Annotated in this window: 16 protein-coding genes; 12 read left to right on the top strand and 4 right to left on the bottom strand. The window is 63.2% G+C overall.

The window, feature by feature from the left end; all coding sequences use genetic code 11:
* Positions 1-411 precede the first annotated feature (411 nt).
* From F3J19_RS02600 to F3J19_RS02570, 7 genes are all read left to right on the top strand, one after another.
* Positions 412-1,278, top strand: a complete 867-nt coding sequence (locus tag F3J19_RS02600; RefSeq protein ID WP_167037217.1) for an ABC transporter permease — start codon at positions 412-414, stop codon at positions 1,276-1,278.
* A 95-nt stretch (positions 1,279-1,373) separates the two neighbouring features.
* Positions 1,374-2,381: an ABC transporter substrate-binding protein gene (locus F3J19_RS02595; protein WP_167037214.1), complete on the top strand. Its 1,008-nt coding sequence runs from the start codon at positions 1,374-1,376 to the stop codon at positions 2,379-2,381.
* A 13-nt stretch (positions 2,382-2,394) separates the two neighbouring features.
* A complete protein-coding gene (locus F3J19_RS02590) occupies positions 2,395-2,916 on the top strand; it encodes a MaoC/PaaZ C-terminal domain-containing protein (RefSeq protein WP_240158674.1) in 522 nt (173 codons plus the stop codon).
* Positions 2,916-3,767 carry an ABC transporter ATP-binding protein gene (locus tag F3J19_RS02585; RefSeq protein WP_205192501.1) on the top strand — a complete coding sequence of 284 codons (852 nt, stop codon included), beginning with the start codon at positions 2,916-2,918 and terminating at the stop codon, positions 3,765-3,767. The genes F3J19_RS02590 and F3J19_RS02585 overlap by 1 nt, the downstream gene beginning before the upstream one ends.
* A gap of 51 nt (positions 3,768-3,818) precedes the next feature.
* On the top strand, positions 3,819-4,613 hold the full coding sequence (locus tag F3J19_RS02580) for an enoyl-CoA hydratase-related protein (protein WP_167037211.1): 795 nt from the start codon (positions 3,819-3,821) through the stop codon (positions 4,611-4,613).
* An 83-nt stretch (positions 4,614-4,696) separates the two neighbouring features.
* The gene (locus tag F3J19_RS02575) at positions 4,697-5,437 is read left to right on the top strand and encodes a hypothetical protein (protein ID WP_167037208.1); all 741 of its coding nucleotides are present in this window, start codon (positions 4,697-4,699) and stop codon (positions 5,435-5,437) included.
* 167 nt (positions 5,438-5,604) lie between these two features.
* Positions 5,605-6,420 carry an IclR family transcriptional regulator gene (locus F3J19_RS02570; protein WP_167037205.1) on the top strand — a complete coding sequence of 272 codons (816 nt, stop codon included), beginning with the start codon at positions 5,605-5,607 and terminating at the stop codon, positions 6,418-6,420.
* A gap of 68 nt (positions 6,421-6,488) precedes the next feature.
* On the opposite strand, the gene F3J19_RS02565 is transcribed toward F3J19_RS02570, so the two are convergent.
* On the bottom strand, positions 6,489-7,409 hold the full coding sequence (locus F3J19_RS02565) for a DMT family transporter (RefSeq protein ID WP_167037202.1): 921 nt from the start codon (positions 7,407-7,409) through the stop codon (positions 6,489-6,491).
* 74 nt (positions 7,410-7,483) lie between these two features.
* A complete protein-coding gene (locus tag F3J19_RS02560) occupies positions 7,484-8,758 on the bottom strand; it encodes an MFS transporter (RefSeq protein ID WP_167037198.1) in 1,275 nt (424 codons plus the stop codon).
* Between the two features lie 163 nt (positions 8,759-8,921).
* Between F3J19_RS02560 and F3J19_RS02555 the strand changes: the two genes are divergently transcribed.
* Complete coding sequence (locus F3J19_RS02555; RefSeq protein ID WP_345889815.1) at positions 8,922-9,878, top strand: aldo/keto reductase; 957 nt, start codon at positions 8,922-8,924, stop codon at positions 9,876-9,878.
* 4 nt (positions 9,879-9,882) lie between these two features.
* Here F3J19_RS02555 and F3J19_RS02550 read toward each other — a convergent pair whose 3' ends face one another.
* Together F3J19_RS02550 and F3J19_RS02545 are read right to left on the bottom strand one after the other, a co-directional pair.
* Positions 9,883-10,941, bottom strand: coding sequence for a LacI family DNA-binding transcriptional regulator (locus F3J19_RS02550; protein WP_240158669.1), 1,059 nt, complete (start codon positions 10,939-10,941; stop codon positions 9,883-9,885).
* A 90-nt stretch (positions 10,942-11,031) separates the two neighbouring features.
* Positions 11,032-11,487, bottom strand: a complete 456-nt coding sequence (locus tag F3J19_RS02545) for a MaoC/PaaZ C-terminal domain-containing protein (protein ID WP_167037189.1) — start codon at positions 11,485-11,487, stop codon at positions 11,032-11,034.
* A 284-nt stretch (positions 11,488-11,771) separates the two neighbouring features.
* Between F3J19_RS02545 and F3J19_RS02540 the strand changes: the two genes are divergently transcribed.
* From F3J19_RS02540 to F3J19_RS02525, 4 genes are read left to right on the top strand one after another with little or no spacing between them, the layout of a single operon-like run.
* Positions 11,772-13,379, top strand: coding sequence for a CoA-transferase (locus F3J19_RS02540; RefSeq protein ID WP_167037186.1), 1,608 nt, complete (start codon positions 11,772-11,774; stop codon positions 13,377-13,379).
* Complete coding sequence (locus F3J19_RS02535; RefSeq protein WP_167037183.1) at positions 13,376-14,185, top strand: ThiF family adenylyltransferase; 810 nt, start codon at positions 13,376-13,378, stop codon at positions 14,183-14,185. The genes F3J19_RS02540 and F3J19_RS02535 overlap by 4 nt, the downstream gene beginning before the upstream one ends.
* A 30-nt stretch (positions 14,186-14,215) precedes the next feature.
* Positions 14,216-14,896, top strand: a complete 681-nt coding sequence (locus F3J19_RS02530; RefSeq protein WP_167037180.1) for a DUF4286 family protein — start codon at positions 14,216-14,218, stop codon at positions 14,894-14,896.
* Between the two features lie 33 nt (positions 14,897-14,929).
* Positions 14,930-15,781: a fumarylacetoacetate hydrolase family protein gene (locus F3J19_RS02525; protein WP_167037177.1), complete on the top strand. Its 852-nt coding sequence runs from the start codon at positions 14,930-14,932 to the stop codon at positions 15,779-15,781.
* Positions 15,782-15,820 lie beyond the last annotated feature (39 nt).

Genomic DNA, 15,820 nt, shown 5'->3' with positions numbered 1-15,820 from the left:
ATGCGGCTTTAGAAGATTTCCGTTATTTGCTACGTACAAATCAGATACTAGGCGAGGCCGTCCTCAATATCCCGCCAAAGTCAAAGCGTGCTCGCGCCCCATCACAATCCCGCCCCAATTGCCTGAAATCAGACCCCAACCGGCCTGTCTATCCGCCTGCACCTCTGCCTGGACATTCGCCTGAACACCCCGCCAGGACAGTCGGCGGCTTCCCTTAGGTGGAATTCCCTAGATGTGTTTTTCTCAAGATGGAATAGAGTTCAATCAAAGAACGTCATAGCATCTTTGTTCATGGGCTGACACGGCACCGCAACACCGCAATGTTTCAGGCATGAATCCCAACTGTCGCGCTGCTCTGGTTAGGGATCGGCTAAACCTGCATCGCACTCTATCCATCAGAGAGGAGACGGCATGTCACTCAAGGTATCGTCGCGCCAGGTCGATGGCGTAAGCAGCACCAGCGAAGACCCATCCGCCCGCGCCGGCAATTCGACTGCCGGGCCGTCGCGAGGGATGCGCAAGCTGAAGCGCATCTGCTGGAATTTGCTGCCGCCGCTGACGTTTGTCGCCATCGTCGCGTTCTGGGCCGCAGTGGTGCGGCTCTTCGATATTCCGTCCTATGTTTTGCCCGGGCCGGGTCTGGTGTTCTCGCGTCTGATCGAGGAAGTGCCTCAGCTGTGGGACAACTCCCTCGTCACGGTTGCCGAAATCGTGTGGGGTTTTGGACTGACGATTCTGACCGCCATTCCGCTCGGGCTGGTCATCGCCTTGTCTCCGATCGCGAAGCAGGTGGTTTATCCGCCGCTGATGTTCCTGCAACTCGTGCCGAAAATCGCCGTTGCTCCGTTGTTCCTCGTATGGCTCGGTTTCGGTATCGAATCGAAGATTCTGCTGACCGTGCTGATGACTTTCTTCCCGTTGCTGCTGGCGAGCATGAGCGGTTTTCAGATTCTCGATAACCGTCTGCTGTATCTGACGAAGTCGATGGGCGCCAGCTCGTGGCAAACCTTCCGCTATCTGCGTCTTCCCGCCGCGCTGCCGGTCATCTTCTCCGGCATCAAGACCTCGGCGACCATCGCCGCCACGGCCGCCATCGTCGCCGAGTTCGTCGGCGCGAACAAGGGCCTGGGTTACGTGCTGCTGCGCGGTACCAGCACGATGGATATCGGTTTGACGTTCGCGGTCATCGCCGTGCTGACAGTGATCGGTATTGCCATCAACTACATCGTCGAGGTTGCGGAGTGGGCCATGACGCCGTGGCAACGCAGCAAGCAATAAAGCGCAGAAGCCGGCACACAAGCAGGCGCACAAGCCAGTACGACTCAACAACCGGACACGGTCCGAGTTCGATCCAAAAATAAGGAGACACAACGATGAACCGATTTATTCGCAATCTGGTCGCTGCCGGAGCCGTAACCTCGGCCCTGGTCATGGGTAGCACCGGCACCGCAGCCGCAGCTACGCCCGTTACTTTTCAGTTGAACTGGGTGGCGGGCGGTCCGAACGCCGGCTTCGCGGTCGCGCTGACGGAAGGCTATTACAAGGACGCCGGCCTCGACGTCACGCTGGTGGAGGGCAACGGCTCGGCCACCACGGCTCAACTGGTCGCCGCCAATCGGGCGCAGATCGCCTATGCCGACGCGGTCGCCGTCAGCCAGCTCATTGCCAAGGGGGCGCCGATGAAAGTGGTCGCCACGCTCTATCAGTCCAATCCGAATGAAGTGTCAGCACTGAAAAAGTCGGGCATCAAATCGATCAAGGATCTGGTCGGCAAACGGGTCGGCGTGCCGTCCGGCTCGTCGCAGACGACGATGCTCCCGTTGTTCCTGAAAGCCAACGGACTCAAGGAATCCGATGTCAATCTCGTCAACATGCCGCTTACGTCGCTGGTGCCGACTCTGCTGCAGGGCCAGGTCGACGCCATTCTGGGCTCGGTCGACTCATACCAGATTCAACTGGAAGCGCAGGGTGCGCAATTGAACAACTTCCGCTTTGCCGACTACGGCGTTCCGACCGTGAGCACGTCGATATTCGCCAATAACACGTATCTGAAAGAAAACCCGGACGTCGTCAAGAAGTTCATTGCGGCCAGCCTGAAGGGCTGGAGCACCGCGCTCAACGATCCGGCGAAGGCAGTCAAGTCGTTGAAGAAGGTATTTCCCAACATGAGCGAGAAGACGGCAACCGCCGAGATGGCCGCCGTCGCTCCGCTGTTCTGCAGCGGCGGCGCGAAGTACGTGGGCAAGGCGGAAGACGCGCTGTGGGTGAAGACACAGGATCAGTTGTCTCAGGTGGGGCTGTTGCCGCAGGGACGCGACCCGAAGAGCTATTACACGAACGACTACCTGCCGCCGGATTCGGCGCTGCGTCCCTGCAAATAAACCAGAGGCTACTATGACTGAACAACGGAACATTGGACTGCGTTACACCGATCTCTACGTCGGCATGAATTTCCGCAGCCCCGGACGAACGATCACGGATGCGGACCTCGTGGGATTCGCGGGTCTCACCGGCGACTTCTCCGAGCTTCACACCAGCGACGTGTACGCAAAGAACAGCCAGTTCGGCCGCCGTGTCGCTCACGGCATGCTCGGACTCGCCTATGCGCACGGTTTGATGTGGGCACGCACGGGCGAGCTGCGCGAAACGGCGATTGCCTTCCTCGGCATTAGCGAATGGAAGTTCCTCAATCCCATCTTCGTCGGCGACACCATCTTCGTGAACTATCAGATCTGCGAACTTCGCGAGAGCAAGTCGCGGCCCACGCAAGCGATCGCGACCTTCGACGTCGAGATCGTGGATCAGGACGGCCGCGTGGTCCAGAAGGGCAAAAAGGCCTTGCTGGTGTCCAGGGTTCCCCTCTCCGCCGTTGCGGCCAGTACGGCGTCGCCCTCGGCCAGTCAGGAGCAAACGTGATGAACAGGCAAGTCGCGGACAGGCAGGAGGCGGATGCCCAATCGGGCGTGCCTATTAGCATTCGGCAAGTAGCGAAAACATTTGGCGAAGAAAGCGACAAGCCGTTTCATGCGTTGAAAGAAGTCAACATCGACGTCAACCCGGGAGAGTTCATCTCGATCGTGGGGCCGTCGGGTTGCGGAAAAAGTACCTTGATGTTGATGGTCGCGGGGCTGCTCAAGCAAAGCCGGGGAGAGATTCTGGTCAACGGGAAAGCCGTGACCAAACCGATCACCGACGTCGGCATTGCGTTTCAGGATCACCTGCTGCTCGAATTCCGCACCGCCCTCGAGAACGTGATGTTGCAGGCCGATATACGCGGACTGCCGAAGAAAAAAATCGAGGCGCGCGCGAAGGAGCTTTTCGAGCAGTTGCGCCTGACGCATGCGATGCAGAAGTATCCGCGCCAGTTGTCGGGCGGCATGCGTCAGCGTGTCTCGCTGGTCAGAACCCTGGTTCACGACCCGTCCGTGATCTTCATGGATGAACCGTTCGGCGCACTCGATGCATTGACGAGACTCCAGGTGCGGATGGATCTGGAGGCGCTGTGGCTGCGCCGCCGGCCTACCGTTCTTTTCATCACGCATAGCGTGGAAGAGGCGGTCGGCCTGTCGGACCGCATCTTCGTCATGAGTCCGAGCCCGGGCGAAGTGGTGGACGAGATCGTGGTGGATCTGCCGCGTCCGCGACCGATCGTGCTTGGCGATGCGCCGGAATTCGCCGCCTACGTGGACCGCATCTATGGGCACTTCGAACGCATGGGCGTGCTGCACGGCATTGGGGTTCCGAAGGCCGGCACGCACGCTTCCTGAACCTGCGCACCTCAATGGGCAACATGAGCAGGGCAACATGAGCGGAACAACATGAACACTGCAACGGAAAACGCGAGTCGACTGGTCACTCTCGACGTGGATGGGGCGATCGCCGCGCTCGGGATTCACCACGGACCGCTCAACCTGGTTACCAACGAACTGTTGCGTGCGCTGAACCACGCGTTGTCGGAAATCTCGGCTCGTCACGACATTCACTGCCTGATCTTGCACGGCGGCCAGGCACGTGCCTTTTGCGCGGGCAGCGACATCAAGGAATTCGCTCATCTTCGTGAGAACGCCAGCGAATTCAAAATCCTTTTCGAGGACATGGTGCTGCGGCGGCTGGCGCGCTTGCCTATGCCGACCATCGCGGCGCTCGACGGCGCGGCCCTCGGCGGCGGGCTCGAGCTTGCTCTCGCCTGCGATCTGCGCGTAGCGCGACATGGGATCGCCATGGGTCTGACCGAGTCGCGGCTGGGCGGACTGGCCGGCAGCGGGTCGGTGAGGCTGACGCGCCTGATCGGCCCGGCGCGCGCGAAGGAAATGCTGTTCAGCGGCGAGACCATCGACTGCGATCAGGCACTCGCCTGGGGCATTGTGAACCGCGTTGCGCGCGACGGTTCGGCGCTGGACCTCGCGTATGACATGGCGCGGACGATCGTCGTCCGAGGCCCGGTATCGAACCGGCTCGCCAAGGAACTGGTCGATGCCGCGCAGGATTTGCCGCTGGATGCGAGCCTGTCGATGTCGACCGTAGCCCAGCAGAAGATATTCGACAGCAACGATTTGCATGAGGGCGTCGCGGCATTTTTCGCGAAGCGTTCGCCGTCCTTTATTGGGCACTGAAGCGGTGGGCACTGAAGCGGTGGGCACTGAAGCGGTGGGCACTGAAGCGGCCACTGAAACAATCACTGAACTAGGTTGACATCATGAGCGAACTGAAGCATGCAGCCTTGCCCCTTGGGGACGTTCAAACCACGAGCGGCGCAATGCTCGGCGACGGCGCTGTTTTTATCTGGAACGACGTCGACCCGTCGGGACTCGACCCGTTCTATGCGTGGCATGACCGGGAGCATATTCCGGAGCGTCTCTCCATTCCGGGATTTCGTCGCGGACGGCGCTACATTTGCCCCGGCCATTCGCCCGAATGGCTGACCTTGTACGAAGCGGCGGACCTCGATGTGGTCGTCTCGCCGACCTATCTGGAGCGGCTCAACAATCCGACGCCGGCCACGGTCGATACGCTGCGCTATTTCCGCAACACGTCGCGAGCCGTGTGCCGGATCGCGCATTCGCTCGGTTCGAGCAGCGGCGGCTACGCCCTTGCGCTGCGCGTGGACGTCGCCGCGGCCCAAGCGGATGCAATGAAAGAGTACTTCTGCGCGGACGTGTTTCCGCGCATCGCCACGCTGACCAGCGTGGTCGCCTGTCATCTGTATATGGCCGACCAGCCGGGCAGCTACCTGAACACGGCCGAGTCCGACACGCGTGAATTCGACGTGCCGGCGTGGGTCGTGCTGATCGAGACGACCACGCCGCAGGCCGCTGCAAGCGCCCGCGATCTCGTCGACGTACGCAAGCTCGCAGACCTGGGCGCAACGGTGCGCCCGGATGGCGCGGTTTATTCGCTGGAGATTTGCCGACTACCTTCGCCGGCGGCGGAACGCTGAACCCGTCGGCCGTATTCGACAGGGCTTCGCAGGCTCCCGTTCGCCGGGGGCCGTGCGCGAGGCAATGTTAATATCGGCCGTTCCGATGGCCCCGTCGTTGGAGGCGTCGGCTTCATCGACATCAGTCAGCACGCCGCGCGTCATTCATCTTTTTGACCGGTACTCATATGTCTCACATACCCGCAGAGCGCTGCCTGGACATCATTGAACTGCTCGCCGATGGTGCCGTTGCGATGCCGCTCGGCGAAATCGCAGCGCGGTTGCAGTTGGCCAAAAGCGGCGCGCATCGATTGCTCGCGACGCTGGTCGACCTGGGTTGGGCCGAGCAGGATGCGGAGACCGGCTTCTATCGGCTGACGATGCGCCTCGCGATCCTCGGGCAGCAGTTTTTCGTCGCGACAGGTATCCCCGATATTTGCCAGCCGCTGGTGGATCGCCTCGCCGGCCAGTCGCGCGAGTTCGTCCGGCTGGCCGTGGTCGACGGCGCTTCGTTGACCTGGGTCGCGCACGCGCAAGGCGCAACGGGCGGGCTTCTCTATCAGCCGACCCTCGGCAGCAACACGGTGCCATTGCATGCGACGGCCACCGGCAAGGTGTGGCTCGCCACATTGCCTCTCGAGCAGGCCGTGGAAAACGTGCTGCGTGTCGGCTTCGGGGAAGCCGAAAAATATGGCCCGAACGTCATCCGCTCGCTGGATGCCTTGTTGAAGGAACTGGAGGCCACCAAGCGCCGCGGTTATGGCCTCGCGGTCAACGAAGGGGAGCCCGGGGTCAGCGCGATCGCGGCGGCGATTCGTCCCGCTGGCGGTGGCGCGGCGCTCGGCGTCGTCAGCATCGCAGGGCCGAGTGCGCGCATGACGGAGGACCGGGTCGGCGAAATGGCGCCGCTGGTGCTGCAAACCGCTACCGAACTCGCTTCCTTCTGGCCGTTGCGGATTCGTTCCAGTCAGGTCGCCTCGACCAGCCGAATGGTTGCCGCATAGGCTCTCGAACCTGCCGTCAAACGAAGCATTAAGCGACGCATTAAACGAAGCATCGAACAGATCGGCAGTCATCGCGCGGCGCTCTGTTTGCGCATGAGCACGGTGCCCATGCCGCTCGCCGCGATCACGCACATGCCGATGGCCGTCCACAGGTCCGGTGTCTGACCGAATATCAGCCAGCTAAAAACCGCCGCGAATGCCAGCTGCCCGTAAGCGAAGGGCGTCAGCAGCGAGAGCGGCGCGCGCTTGAGCGCCTGCAACATGAGCAGATGACCCGCCGTCGCCACGCTCGACATGAGCGCGACCAGCAGCCAGCTCTTCGGCTGCACGCGAGCCAGCGCCGGGAGCATGTCATGCCGGCCCAGCCACAGGAACACGCCGAGTACCACGGTCGCGCCGAGCGCGGTCAGGAAGTTCGTCGTGTTGAGATCGTCGATGCGCGACAGATGGCTCGATACGACCTGATAGCAGGCGAAGCTCGTGGCCGCGCCGATCGGGAACAGGACGGTCCACGTGAACTGGCTGCTCCCCGGCCGCACGACCAGCAACATGCCGATGAAGCCGAGCACGACCATCGCCCATTTGCGCAGCGGCACGTCGTCTTTCAGGACGAGCGCCGCCAGCAGCGTGGAGATCAGCGGTGCGAGCATGGCGAGCGAGGTGGTGACGGGCAGCGGCAGATGCCTCAGGCCCGCGAATGTGCAGGCGGTATTGCTGAGCAGCAGCAACGAGCGCGCCATCTGCAGGGGCAGGCTTCCGGTGCGGAAGAGTCCCGAGAGATCGCGCCGCACCTGCCAGATGCCCAACGCGATCACCTGAAACAGATAGCGCACGCAGAGCAGCGCCAGAAGGGGAACCGTGGAGCCGATGACTTTCACGGTCGTATCGCTGGCCGCGAATACTGCCGTCGTGACAATCATGAGAACGATGCCGGCACCGGTGCTGTCGGTGTTGATCCGGATTCCTGCCTTGCTCTCCAAGGTTGCCATTGGGTTCCCCCCGGTGTGCTGTCGTGTGGCGATACCTGTCGGATCGGCCGGGACTTATGTCGGCCAGACGCTCATCAGCTTTCCATATCGATTTGCGCGAGATCGATACCCTTCGTTTCGCGTGCGAAACGCAGCAGGATCATCCCCAGAATCGCGGCGCCGATCGTGAACGCGATGATGCCGTTAGCCATGGACAGGGACAGGCGATGCATGGTCGAGAGAACGATGAACGGTGCGAGACCGCCGCCGATCACGCCGAAGTTGTAGAGAAAGCCCACCCCCGAGGCACGGACGTCGCGCGGCAGGTTTTCCGTCAGGATCGTGCCCCAGATGCCCGACGAGCCGATGAGGAAGAATCCGCTGAGGAAGGCGCACGCCAGCGCAAGCAGCGTGTTGGAGGCGGTCATGACCACGCCGGCCACGCATAGCGAACCGAGGCCGATCATCAGCGCAATCGCGAGGCGCCGGCCGACTCGTTCGGCGATGAAGCCCGATGCCACGAAGCCGAAGATCTGACCGACGGCGGAGGCCATGGCCACCGAACTGACGAAGCCGGCGGGGAAATCCAGCGAACGCAGATACGTGGGCAGCAGCGCCTGGAACGGCCACGACCCGAAGCACAGCACGAACATCAGCAGCGCGAGATAGGCGACGCGGCCCGGATAGCGTTTGAAGAGCTGGGCAACAGGATTCTTCTGGCCCTGCGTGCTGGACTTGGTCCGGCCTTCCTTCCACGCCGCGGATTCGGGGACGAAAAAGATGATGAAGAGCGCGAGCAGCAGCGCCGGCGGCAAGCCGACGAAGAACATGCCGCGCCAGCCGAAGGCCGGGTAGATGAACTCGTAGGCGAGCGCGGCGCCGATCGCGCCCACACCCCAGCCCGTATCGAGAATGCCGATGCCGATTGCCCGGTAGCGCTCCGGCCACGATTCCGCGACCATCGCCGCGCCCAGCGAGAAGCCGGGTGCCATGCCGAAGCCGAGCAGCAGCCGGAACACCACCAGCGAGGTGAAGTTCCACGAGAGGCCGGTGGCGATGGCCCCGGCCGTGAACCATGTCAGCGTGATGAGAAGCGGGATTTTGCGTCCGATCCGGTCGCTCAGGCCGCCGAAGAGCAGGCCGCCGATCCAGCGCACGCCGTACGTTGCCAGAAGCAGCAGCGAGGCGGTGTCGAGAGAGACGCCAAAGGTGCGCGCGATGTCGCGCAGCACGAAGGTGATGGCGAGAAAGTCCAGCGCATCGTTGACCCAGACGCCCCATGCGGCAATCAGCACACGCCACTGGGACGCCGTGATTTCACGGTACCAGCGCTTGGAGGTCTTTCGGGGCAAGGTAACTTCAGATTGCATGTTGTCTCCACCCAACCGGATTCTATGATCGAGTCGGTAATGTAACCGGTCTCATTAAAGGAGGCAACGACGATTCAACGAATCCAGGGAATACACCTAAATCATTGGAATTCATGGGGTATATACGTGACAATAAGGCGCACCGATACTCTGAATCCGATTTATGAGACCGTTTACAGAAATGGAAAAATCCAGTGAAGACCGGTTGCCCGGCGAATCGACTGACGCACTCGCGAAACTCGGCATGCCACGCGTGGTGGCGGGGATGTGGCGTGTTTGCGATTGGCGCATGTCCGCCGGCGAACTCGTCGATTTTATGCACCGCTGCATCGAGCTCGGCGTCACGGCTTTCGATCATGCGGACATCTACGGCCGCGGGGCGGTCGAGTCCCTTTTTGGGGAGGCCTTGGCGCTGGACCCGTCGCTGCGCGGCCGGATGCAGATCGTCAGCAAGGCGGGAATCCGGCTGGGCGCGTCATCGGCCGCATCGCCGGCCGGCGAAGGCCCGCTCAAGTACTACGATTCCAGCCCCGCCTATCTGCGCGAAGCCGTCGAACAATCGTTGCGGCGGCTCGGGACCGACCATCTGGACCTGTTCCTGATCCATCGGCCCGATTCGTTGATGAACATGGATGACATCGCGCTCGCCGCCCAGTCGCTCGTCGAGCAGGGGAAGATTCGCGCATTCGGCGTGTCGAATTTTTCGGTGCGGCAATTCGAGCTGCTGCACGCGAGGACGGCGCTCGCCACCAACCAGATCGAATTCTCCCCGTTCGCCACCGGTGCGCTGGATAGCGATATGCTCGCCGTCCTCGCGCAGGCGAAGGTGTCGCCGATGATCTGGTCGCCGCTCGGCGGTGGACGCCTGTTCTCGGCGACGGACGAGGCGGCCCGGCGCGTGCGCGGCGTCATGGCCGGCTTGCAGCAGAAATATGGCGCCGCGAGCTGGCTGGCGATCGCCTACGCGTGGATTTTCCGCGTGCCCGGCGCGCCGTACGTGATCGTCGGCAGCCGCCGGCTCGACTCGGTGCAGGCCGCCGTCGACGGGCTGCGGATCGCACTGGACCGGCAGGACTGGTACGCGATTCTCGAGGCCGCCCGCGGCCGGCCCGTTCCCTGAAGCCTTACTTCGGGCTTCGGCTGCGCGGCGGCGGCCCCGACGAGGTGCGGATGATGATCTCCGCCTCGCATTCGATGCTCTGCGCGCGTTCGCCGCCCGACAGCTCTGCGAGGATCATCTGCGCGGCGCTGCGGCCGATCTGCGCGCTGGGCACGCTCACGGTGGTGATCGGAATGGGGAGTTCGGACATGACCTCGAAGTCGTCGAAGCCCGCGAGGCTCAGCTGCTTCGGTATCTCGTAGCCGGCCTGCATCGCTTCGAGCATTGCGCCGATCGCGAACGAGCCGTTTCCGCAGATGACGGCGGTCGGCGGCTGCGGCGTGCTCATCACGCGCGAGAACAGCTCGCGGCCGACGCGCACGCCCCAGAATCCTTCGACCATATGTGCCGCCGAAATGCCGAGGCCGTGTTCCGCGAGCGCATCGCGCACGCCTTCCCGGCGCGCGAGCGCACGATCGTTCGAATCCGCCGTTTGGGACAGCATCGCGAAGCGCCGATGGCCGAGGCCGAGCAGATACGTGGTGAATTCGAAAAACGCCCGGTGATTGTCCACGCCGACGCACAGGTGCTCGCTGTTCCTGTGAAAGGTAAACGTATTGACGAACGGGACCTTGCGCTGCGCAAGCAGCGAGTAGAGATCGGGGTGATGCGATTCGCCGACCAGCACGACCGCATCGACGCCGCGCTCGAGCATGTTGCGAACCTGATTGAGTTCGCGCTTGACGTCGTACTGGGAGCAGCCGAGCAGCAGCGTATAGCCTGCGGATTCCAGCGCTTCCTGCAACTCCTGGATCGCGGTGGCGAAGTGCTCGTTGGAGACGGTCGGGAACACCGCGCCGATCGTCGCCGTGCGCTGGGTGGCGAGCGCACGCGCGGCGGCGTGGGGCACCCACCCCAGGTGATTGATCGCGGCGGTGATGCGGGCCCGGAGTTCGTCCGAGACGAGCTCCGGTGCGTTCATCATCCGCGAGACGGTAGCCGAGGACACGCCGGCGAATTTCGCTACGTCACGCAGGGTGACACTCGTCACGCGGGTCTTGCGGGCGGTGGCCGTATCTTCCATTGTCGTTTTCGTCTTCACCATGCGTGGCCGGTTCCCGGTCCGTTTGCGCTGTCTGTCCGAATTATAGCGGTGCGGCAGCGCGCCCCCGGGCTAGCTCTTGTTGGACAGCTTGCTGGCCCACTTCATCAGGTGGCGGCCCGCCGCCACGACCTCGCCGTGCTGGTTGACGACTTCCATGTCCGCCGTGCTGCGGCGCTTCACCTCGTCGATTTCCGCGACCCGGTAGATGACGGTCACGGTGTCGCCGAGCAGCACCGGCTTGATGAAGCGGATGCGGTCGTAGCCGGCCGACACGGGGAATTCGTCGAGATCGGTGCGGTGGATGATGTGCGCGATGCTGATCGTGGACGCGGTCGACATATAGCCCACCAGCAGGGCGCCGTGCGCGATGCGCCGGCCGATCGCGGATTTCTCCTGCATGTACTGCTCGTTGATGTGGGTATCGCTGAAATCGCCCGTCAGGCCCGCGAACAATGTGACGTCGGTCTCGCCGACGGTCTTCGCGAAACGGTATTCGTCGCCAATTTCTACACCTTTGATTGCCATCTGATCTCTCCTGTGACGTGGCTGGGGGCGGCGGTGCCGCGCGCCGGCGGCACCCGGTCGGGTTGCCGGCACGGTAGGGAAACCCGCCGTGGTGCAGAAATAATACCGGTTACATTTTGTTTTTCGCAACGTCTATCCAGTGAAATATGCGTCTAATACGCAAAACATAGGGGTCTTCCCTGGAATAATGCGGTCGTTCTTGCGGATATTTATGAGACCGGTTACATTGAGATTGCCGGGCCGCGCGGGCGGCCTTCCAAATTCAACCGGACGCAGACACTCTCATGCAACGAATTACTTCTGACGAAGCGGCAAGCCTGGTGCGTACAGGCGACTCGGTCCTGATCAGCGGATCGGGCGGCGGGCATGCGGTCCCCGAGGCGCTGCTCGCGGCCGTCGAGCGGCGTTTTCTCGCCGAGCAGCAGCCGCGCGATCTCACGTCGATCAGCGTCGTCGGCATCGGCGACCGCGCCGCGCTCGGCGCGAGCCACCTCGCTCACGACGGTCTGCTCAAGCGGGCGATCACCAGCGCGCTGATCGACTCGCCGGGGCTGCTGGAGATGGCCGCTCAGGACCGCATCGAGGCCTATACGCTGCCGCAGGGCGTGCTGTCCCAGTTGATGCGGGAAATGGCGGGCGGCCGCCCCGGCCTGATCACGAAGACCGGCCTGAACACGTTCGTCGATCCGCGCCAGCAGGGCGCCCGGCAAAGTCCGCGCACCGAGGAGCAACTCGTCGAACTGATTACGCTCGACAACGAAGAGTGGCTGCGCTTCAAGCCGTTCCCGATCGACGTCGCTTTCCTGCGCGGCACGACGGCCGACGAGGACGGCAACATCACGATGGAGCAGGAAGCGGTGCTCGGCGAAATGATCGCGATGGCGCAGGCCACGCGCCGCGCGGGCGGCATCACGATCGTGCAGGTGAAGCGCATGGCGCGTAGCGGCACGCTGCCGCCGAAGCAGGTCAAGATTCCCGGCATTCTCGTCGACTTCGTGGTGGTCGAATCCGAACAGCGGCAAACCTACGCGACCGACTACGACCCGAGCTACGCGGGCGAGCTGCGCGTGCCGCTGAGCGAAATCAAGCCGCTGCCGTTCGGGCCGCGTAAGGTGATTGTGAGGCGCGCGGCCATGGAACTGTATCCGGCGGCGGTCTGCAATCTCGGCGCGGGCATTTCGACCGGACTCTCGACCGTCGCGGCCGAGGAAGGTCTGCTCGATTCGGTCATCCTGACGAACGAGCAGGGGCTGATCGGCGGCGCGCCGATCACGGGGCGCGACTCCGGCGGCGCGCAGAACTTCGCGGCGATGATCGAGCAGCCCTCGCAGTTCGACTTCTATGACGGCGGCGGCCTCGATCTGGCGTTCCTGTCTTTCGCAGAAGTCGACGCGCATGGCAACGTCAATATCAGCCGCTTCGGCGACAAGATCGTCGGCGTCGGCGGGTTCATCAATATCAGCCAGAACGCGAAGCGGGTGATTTTCAGCGGCACGCTGACCGCGGGCGGTCTCGACGTGCAGTGGAACGGCGGCCGCACGACGATCGTGCAGGAAGGGCGGCACCGCAAATTCGTCGGTTCTCTCGAACAGATCTGCTACAACGCGGCGCTCGCACATCAACGCGGCAATACCGCGCTCTTCGTGACCGAGCGCGCGGTGTTCCGGGTCGGCGCAGCGGGCCTGGAGCTGATCGAAGTCGCGCCGGGCGTCGATCTCGAACGCGACATCTTCTCGCAGATGGATTTCCGCACGCCCGTGGCAACGGATCTGCGCGAAATGGACGCACGCATCTTCGCGCCGGGTCTCATGGGCCTCGCCGCGGAAACGTCGGGCAAGGCGCGCCGCTATCGCTCGCAGCGCGTCGCCGAATGGTACGGGAGCCACGCATGAGCACGCTACCTTCGATCACAGGAAAGACGCGCCTCTATGCCATCGTCGGCGATCCGGTCGTGCAGGTGCGCTCGCCGGAAGTCTATTGCGGGGAACTGGCGAAGGCGGGCATCGACGCCGTGCTCGTGCCGGTGCACATCGCCGCTTCCGAGATTCACGAGGTGCTGCCGGCGCTGCTGAAGCTGCGCAATCTCGACGGCGTGCTCGTGACGGCGCCGTTCAAGGCCGACGCGCTCGCGATCGCCGATCGTGTGCATCCGCGTGCGCAGCGCGTGGGCGCGGTCAATGCATTGCGCCGCGAAGCGGACGGCGGCTGGTTCGGCGACATGTTCGACGGCGAGGGTTTTGTGCGCGGGCTGATCGCGCATGGACACGAGCTGGCCGGCAAGCGCGCGCTCGTGATCGGCTGCGGCGGGGCGGGCAGCGCGATAGCGGGCGCACTGCTGGACGCGGGCGTGAAGGCGCTCACCGTCTATGACAAGGACACGGCGCGTGCGGCGAATCTCGCGAACCTGCTTGCGCGGGACGCGAATGGATGCGACGTGCGCAGCGCGGACGCGAGCGCGGCCGGCCACGATCTGATCGTCAATGCGTCGATCGTCGGGATGCGCGATGACGACGGCATGCCGGTCGACCTCGGTCCGCTCGACAGTCAGGTGATTGTCGGCGACGTGGTGCTGCGCCCGGCCGATCGCCCGAGTGCGCTGATCGCTCATGCGCGCCGGTACGGCTGTCCGACCGCGACGGGTGTCGACATGCACACCGGACAGATCGACGCGATCCTCGAGTTCTTCCATATCCGCTAACCGTCGTCATCACAACCGGAGACATCCATCATGTCGTTGCTGGGTTCCGCCTTCGTTCTCATCTGGAACGATATCGTTGAAGAGGCGCGAGCGGACTTCTACGAATGGCACAACAAGGACCATATTCCTGAACGCCTGTCGATCGACGGGTTCCTGCGCGGCCGCCGTTATCGCGGCGCGAGTGCGTCGCCCGAATGGCTGACGGTCTACGAGGCCGTCGATCTGGATACGCTGACGGGGCCCGCCTATCTCGAACGCTTGAACAATCCGGCGCCGTCGACGCAGGCCAACGTCAAGCATTTCCGCAATACCGCGCGCTCGATCTGCCAGATCGAGCATTCCACTGGCGATAGCACCGGCGCCTATGCGATCACGCTGCAACTGCGCGTGGAAGAGGGCGCGGCGAAGCGGCTGATCGAATTCGTCGCGCAGGAGCTGTTTCCGCGCATCCTGAAGCGGCCGGATGTGGTGGCCGCCCACCTGTTCGCCGCCGACACGGATGCGAGCAACGTCAAAACGACGGAGGCGCAACATCGCGGCGGCGCGTTCGCGGTGCCATCGCGTGTGCTTCTGATCGAATGCACGACGGAACACGGTGCGAGCGAAACGGCGCGCGCGCTGGGCGACGTCGACTGGCAGCAGTACTCGGCGGCAGGCGACCCCTGTCAGATCTATACCCTCGAGATCAGCAGACTGGGGCAGTCGCGCTGATCGGTGTTCATCCTTGCATAACGGAAATCCATCATGAAACTGGTACGTTTTGGTAACGCGGGGCAGGAAAAGCCCGGTCTGGTCGATCAGGAAGGCAAGATTCGCGACCTGTCGGCGCATGTGAGCGACTTCAATCCGGCGTTCTTCGCCGACAACGGCGTCGAGACAATCCGCGCGCTGGATCTCGCGACGCTGCCCGTCGTCGAGGGCAATCCTCGCATTGGCGCGTGCATTTCGCGTCCGGGCAACTTCATTGCCGTGGGTCTGAACTACGTACAGCACGCCATCGAAACGAATGCGCCGATTCCCGCGGAGCCGATCCTCTTCAACAAGGCGCCGTCCTGCATCTGCGGCCCGAATGACCGCGTGCTGCTGCCGCTGAAGTCGACGAAGGCCGACTGGGAAGTGGAAATCGCACTGGTGATCGGCAAGCGCGCGCACAACGTCAGCGAGCAGGATGCGCTCGATTACGTCGCAGGGTATTGTGTGTGCAACGACGTCTCGGAGCGCGCGTTCCAGCTCGAACAGGGCGGGCAGTGGGTCAAGGGCAAGATGGCGCCGACGTTCGGCCCGCTCGGCCCGTGGCTCGTGACCGGCGACGAAGCCGGCGACGTGCAGAACCTGTCGCTGTGGCTGGAATTGAACGGCGAGCGTATCCAGAACTCGTCGACGTCCGACATGATCTTCCCGATCCGCAAGCTCGTGTCGTACATCAGCGAGTTCGTGATGCTGGAGCCGGGCGACGTCATCACCACGGGCACGCCGCCGGGCGTCGGGCTCGGCATGAAGCCGGAAAAGTATCTCAAGCCCGGCGATGTGATGCGTCTGAGCGTCGAGGGTCTCGGCGTGCAGGAGCAGGTCGTCGGCCGTTGGGGCGAGCAGTAATCATCAGTAGTGGCATCATCGACCCGGCGGCATGAGTCG

Source organism: Burkholderia sp. Ax-1724, assembly GCF_011752995.1.
Taxonomy (GTDB): Bacteria; Pseudomonadota; Gammaproteobacteria; order Burkholderiales; family Burkholderiaceae; genus Paraburkholderia.
This window is presented reverse-complemented; position numbering and strand designations above follow the sequence as displayed.

Bases quoted from the DNA above. Each gene is read 5' to 3' on its own strand.
- F3J19_RS02595 (WP_167037214.1), top strand. From the start codon at position 1,374: ATGAACCGATTTATTCGCAATCTGGTCGCTGCCGGAGCCGTAACCTCG.
- F3J19_RS02535 (WP_167037183.1), top strand. From the start codon at position 13,376: ATGAGCACGCTACCTTCGATCACAGGAAAGACGCGCCTCTATGCCATC.
- F3J19_RS02525 (WP_167037177.1), top strand. From the start codon at position 14,930: ATGAAACTGGTACGTTTTGGTAACGCGGGGCAGGAAAAGCCCGGTCTG.
- F3J19_RS02585 (WP_205192501.1), top strand. From the start codon at position 2,916: ATGAACAGGCAAGTCGCGGACAGGCAGGAGGCGGATGCCCAATCGGGC.
- F3J19_RS02540 (WP_167037186.1), top strand. From the start codon at position 11,772: ATGCAACGAATTACTTCTGACGAAGCGGCAAGCCTGGTGCGTACAGGC.
- F3J19_RS02555 (WP_345889815.1), top strand. From the start codon at position 8,922: ATGAGACCGTTTACAGAAATGGAAAAATCCAGTGAAGACCGGTTGCCC.
- F3J19_RS02545 (WP_167037189.1), bottom strand. From the start codon at position 11,487: ATGGCAATCAAAGGTGTAGAAATTGGCGACGAATACCGTTTCGCGAAG.
- F3J19_RS02600 (WP_167037217.1), top strand. From the start codon at position 412: ATGTCACTCAAGGTATCGTCGCGCCAGGTCGATGGCGTAAGCAGCACC.
- F3J19_RS02590 (WP_240158674.1), top strand. From the start codon at position 2,395: ATGACTGAACAACGGAACATTGGACTGCGTTACACCGATCTCTACGTC.
- F3J19_RS02580 (WP_167037211.1), top strand. From the start codon at position 3,819: ATGAACACTGCAACGGAAAACGCGAGTCGACTGGTCACTCTCGACGTG.
- F3J19_RS02570 (WP_167037205.1), top strand. From the start codon at position 5,605: ATGTCTCACATACCCGCAGAGCGCTGCCTGGACATCATTGAACTGCTC.
- F3J19_RS02560 (WP_167037198.1), bottom strand. From the start codon at position 8,758: ATGCAATCTGAAGTTACCTTGCCCCGAAAGACCTCCAAGCGCTGGTAC.
- F3J19_RS02550 (WP_240158669.1), bottom strand. From the start codon at position 10,941: ATGGAAGATACGGCCACCGCCCGCAAGACCCGCGTGACGAGTGTCACC.
- F3J19_RS02530 (WP_167037180.1), top strand. From the start codon at position 14,216: ATGTCGTTGCTGGGTTCCGCCTTCGTTCTCATCTGGAACGATATCGTT.
- F3J19_RS02565 (WP_167037202.1), bottom strand. From the start codon at position 7,409: ATGGCAACCTTGGAGAGCAAGGCAGGAATCCGGATCAACACCGACAGC.
- F3J19_RS02575 (WP_167037208.1), top strand. From the start codon at position 4,697: ATGAGCGAACTGAAGCATGCAGCCTTGCCCCTTGGGGACGTTCAAACC.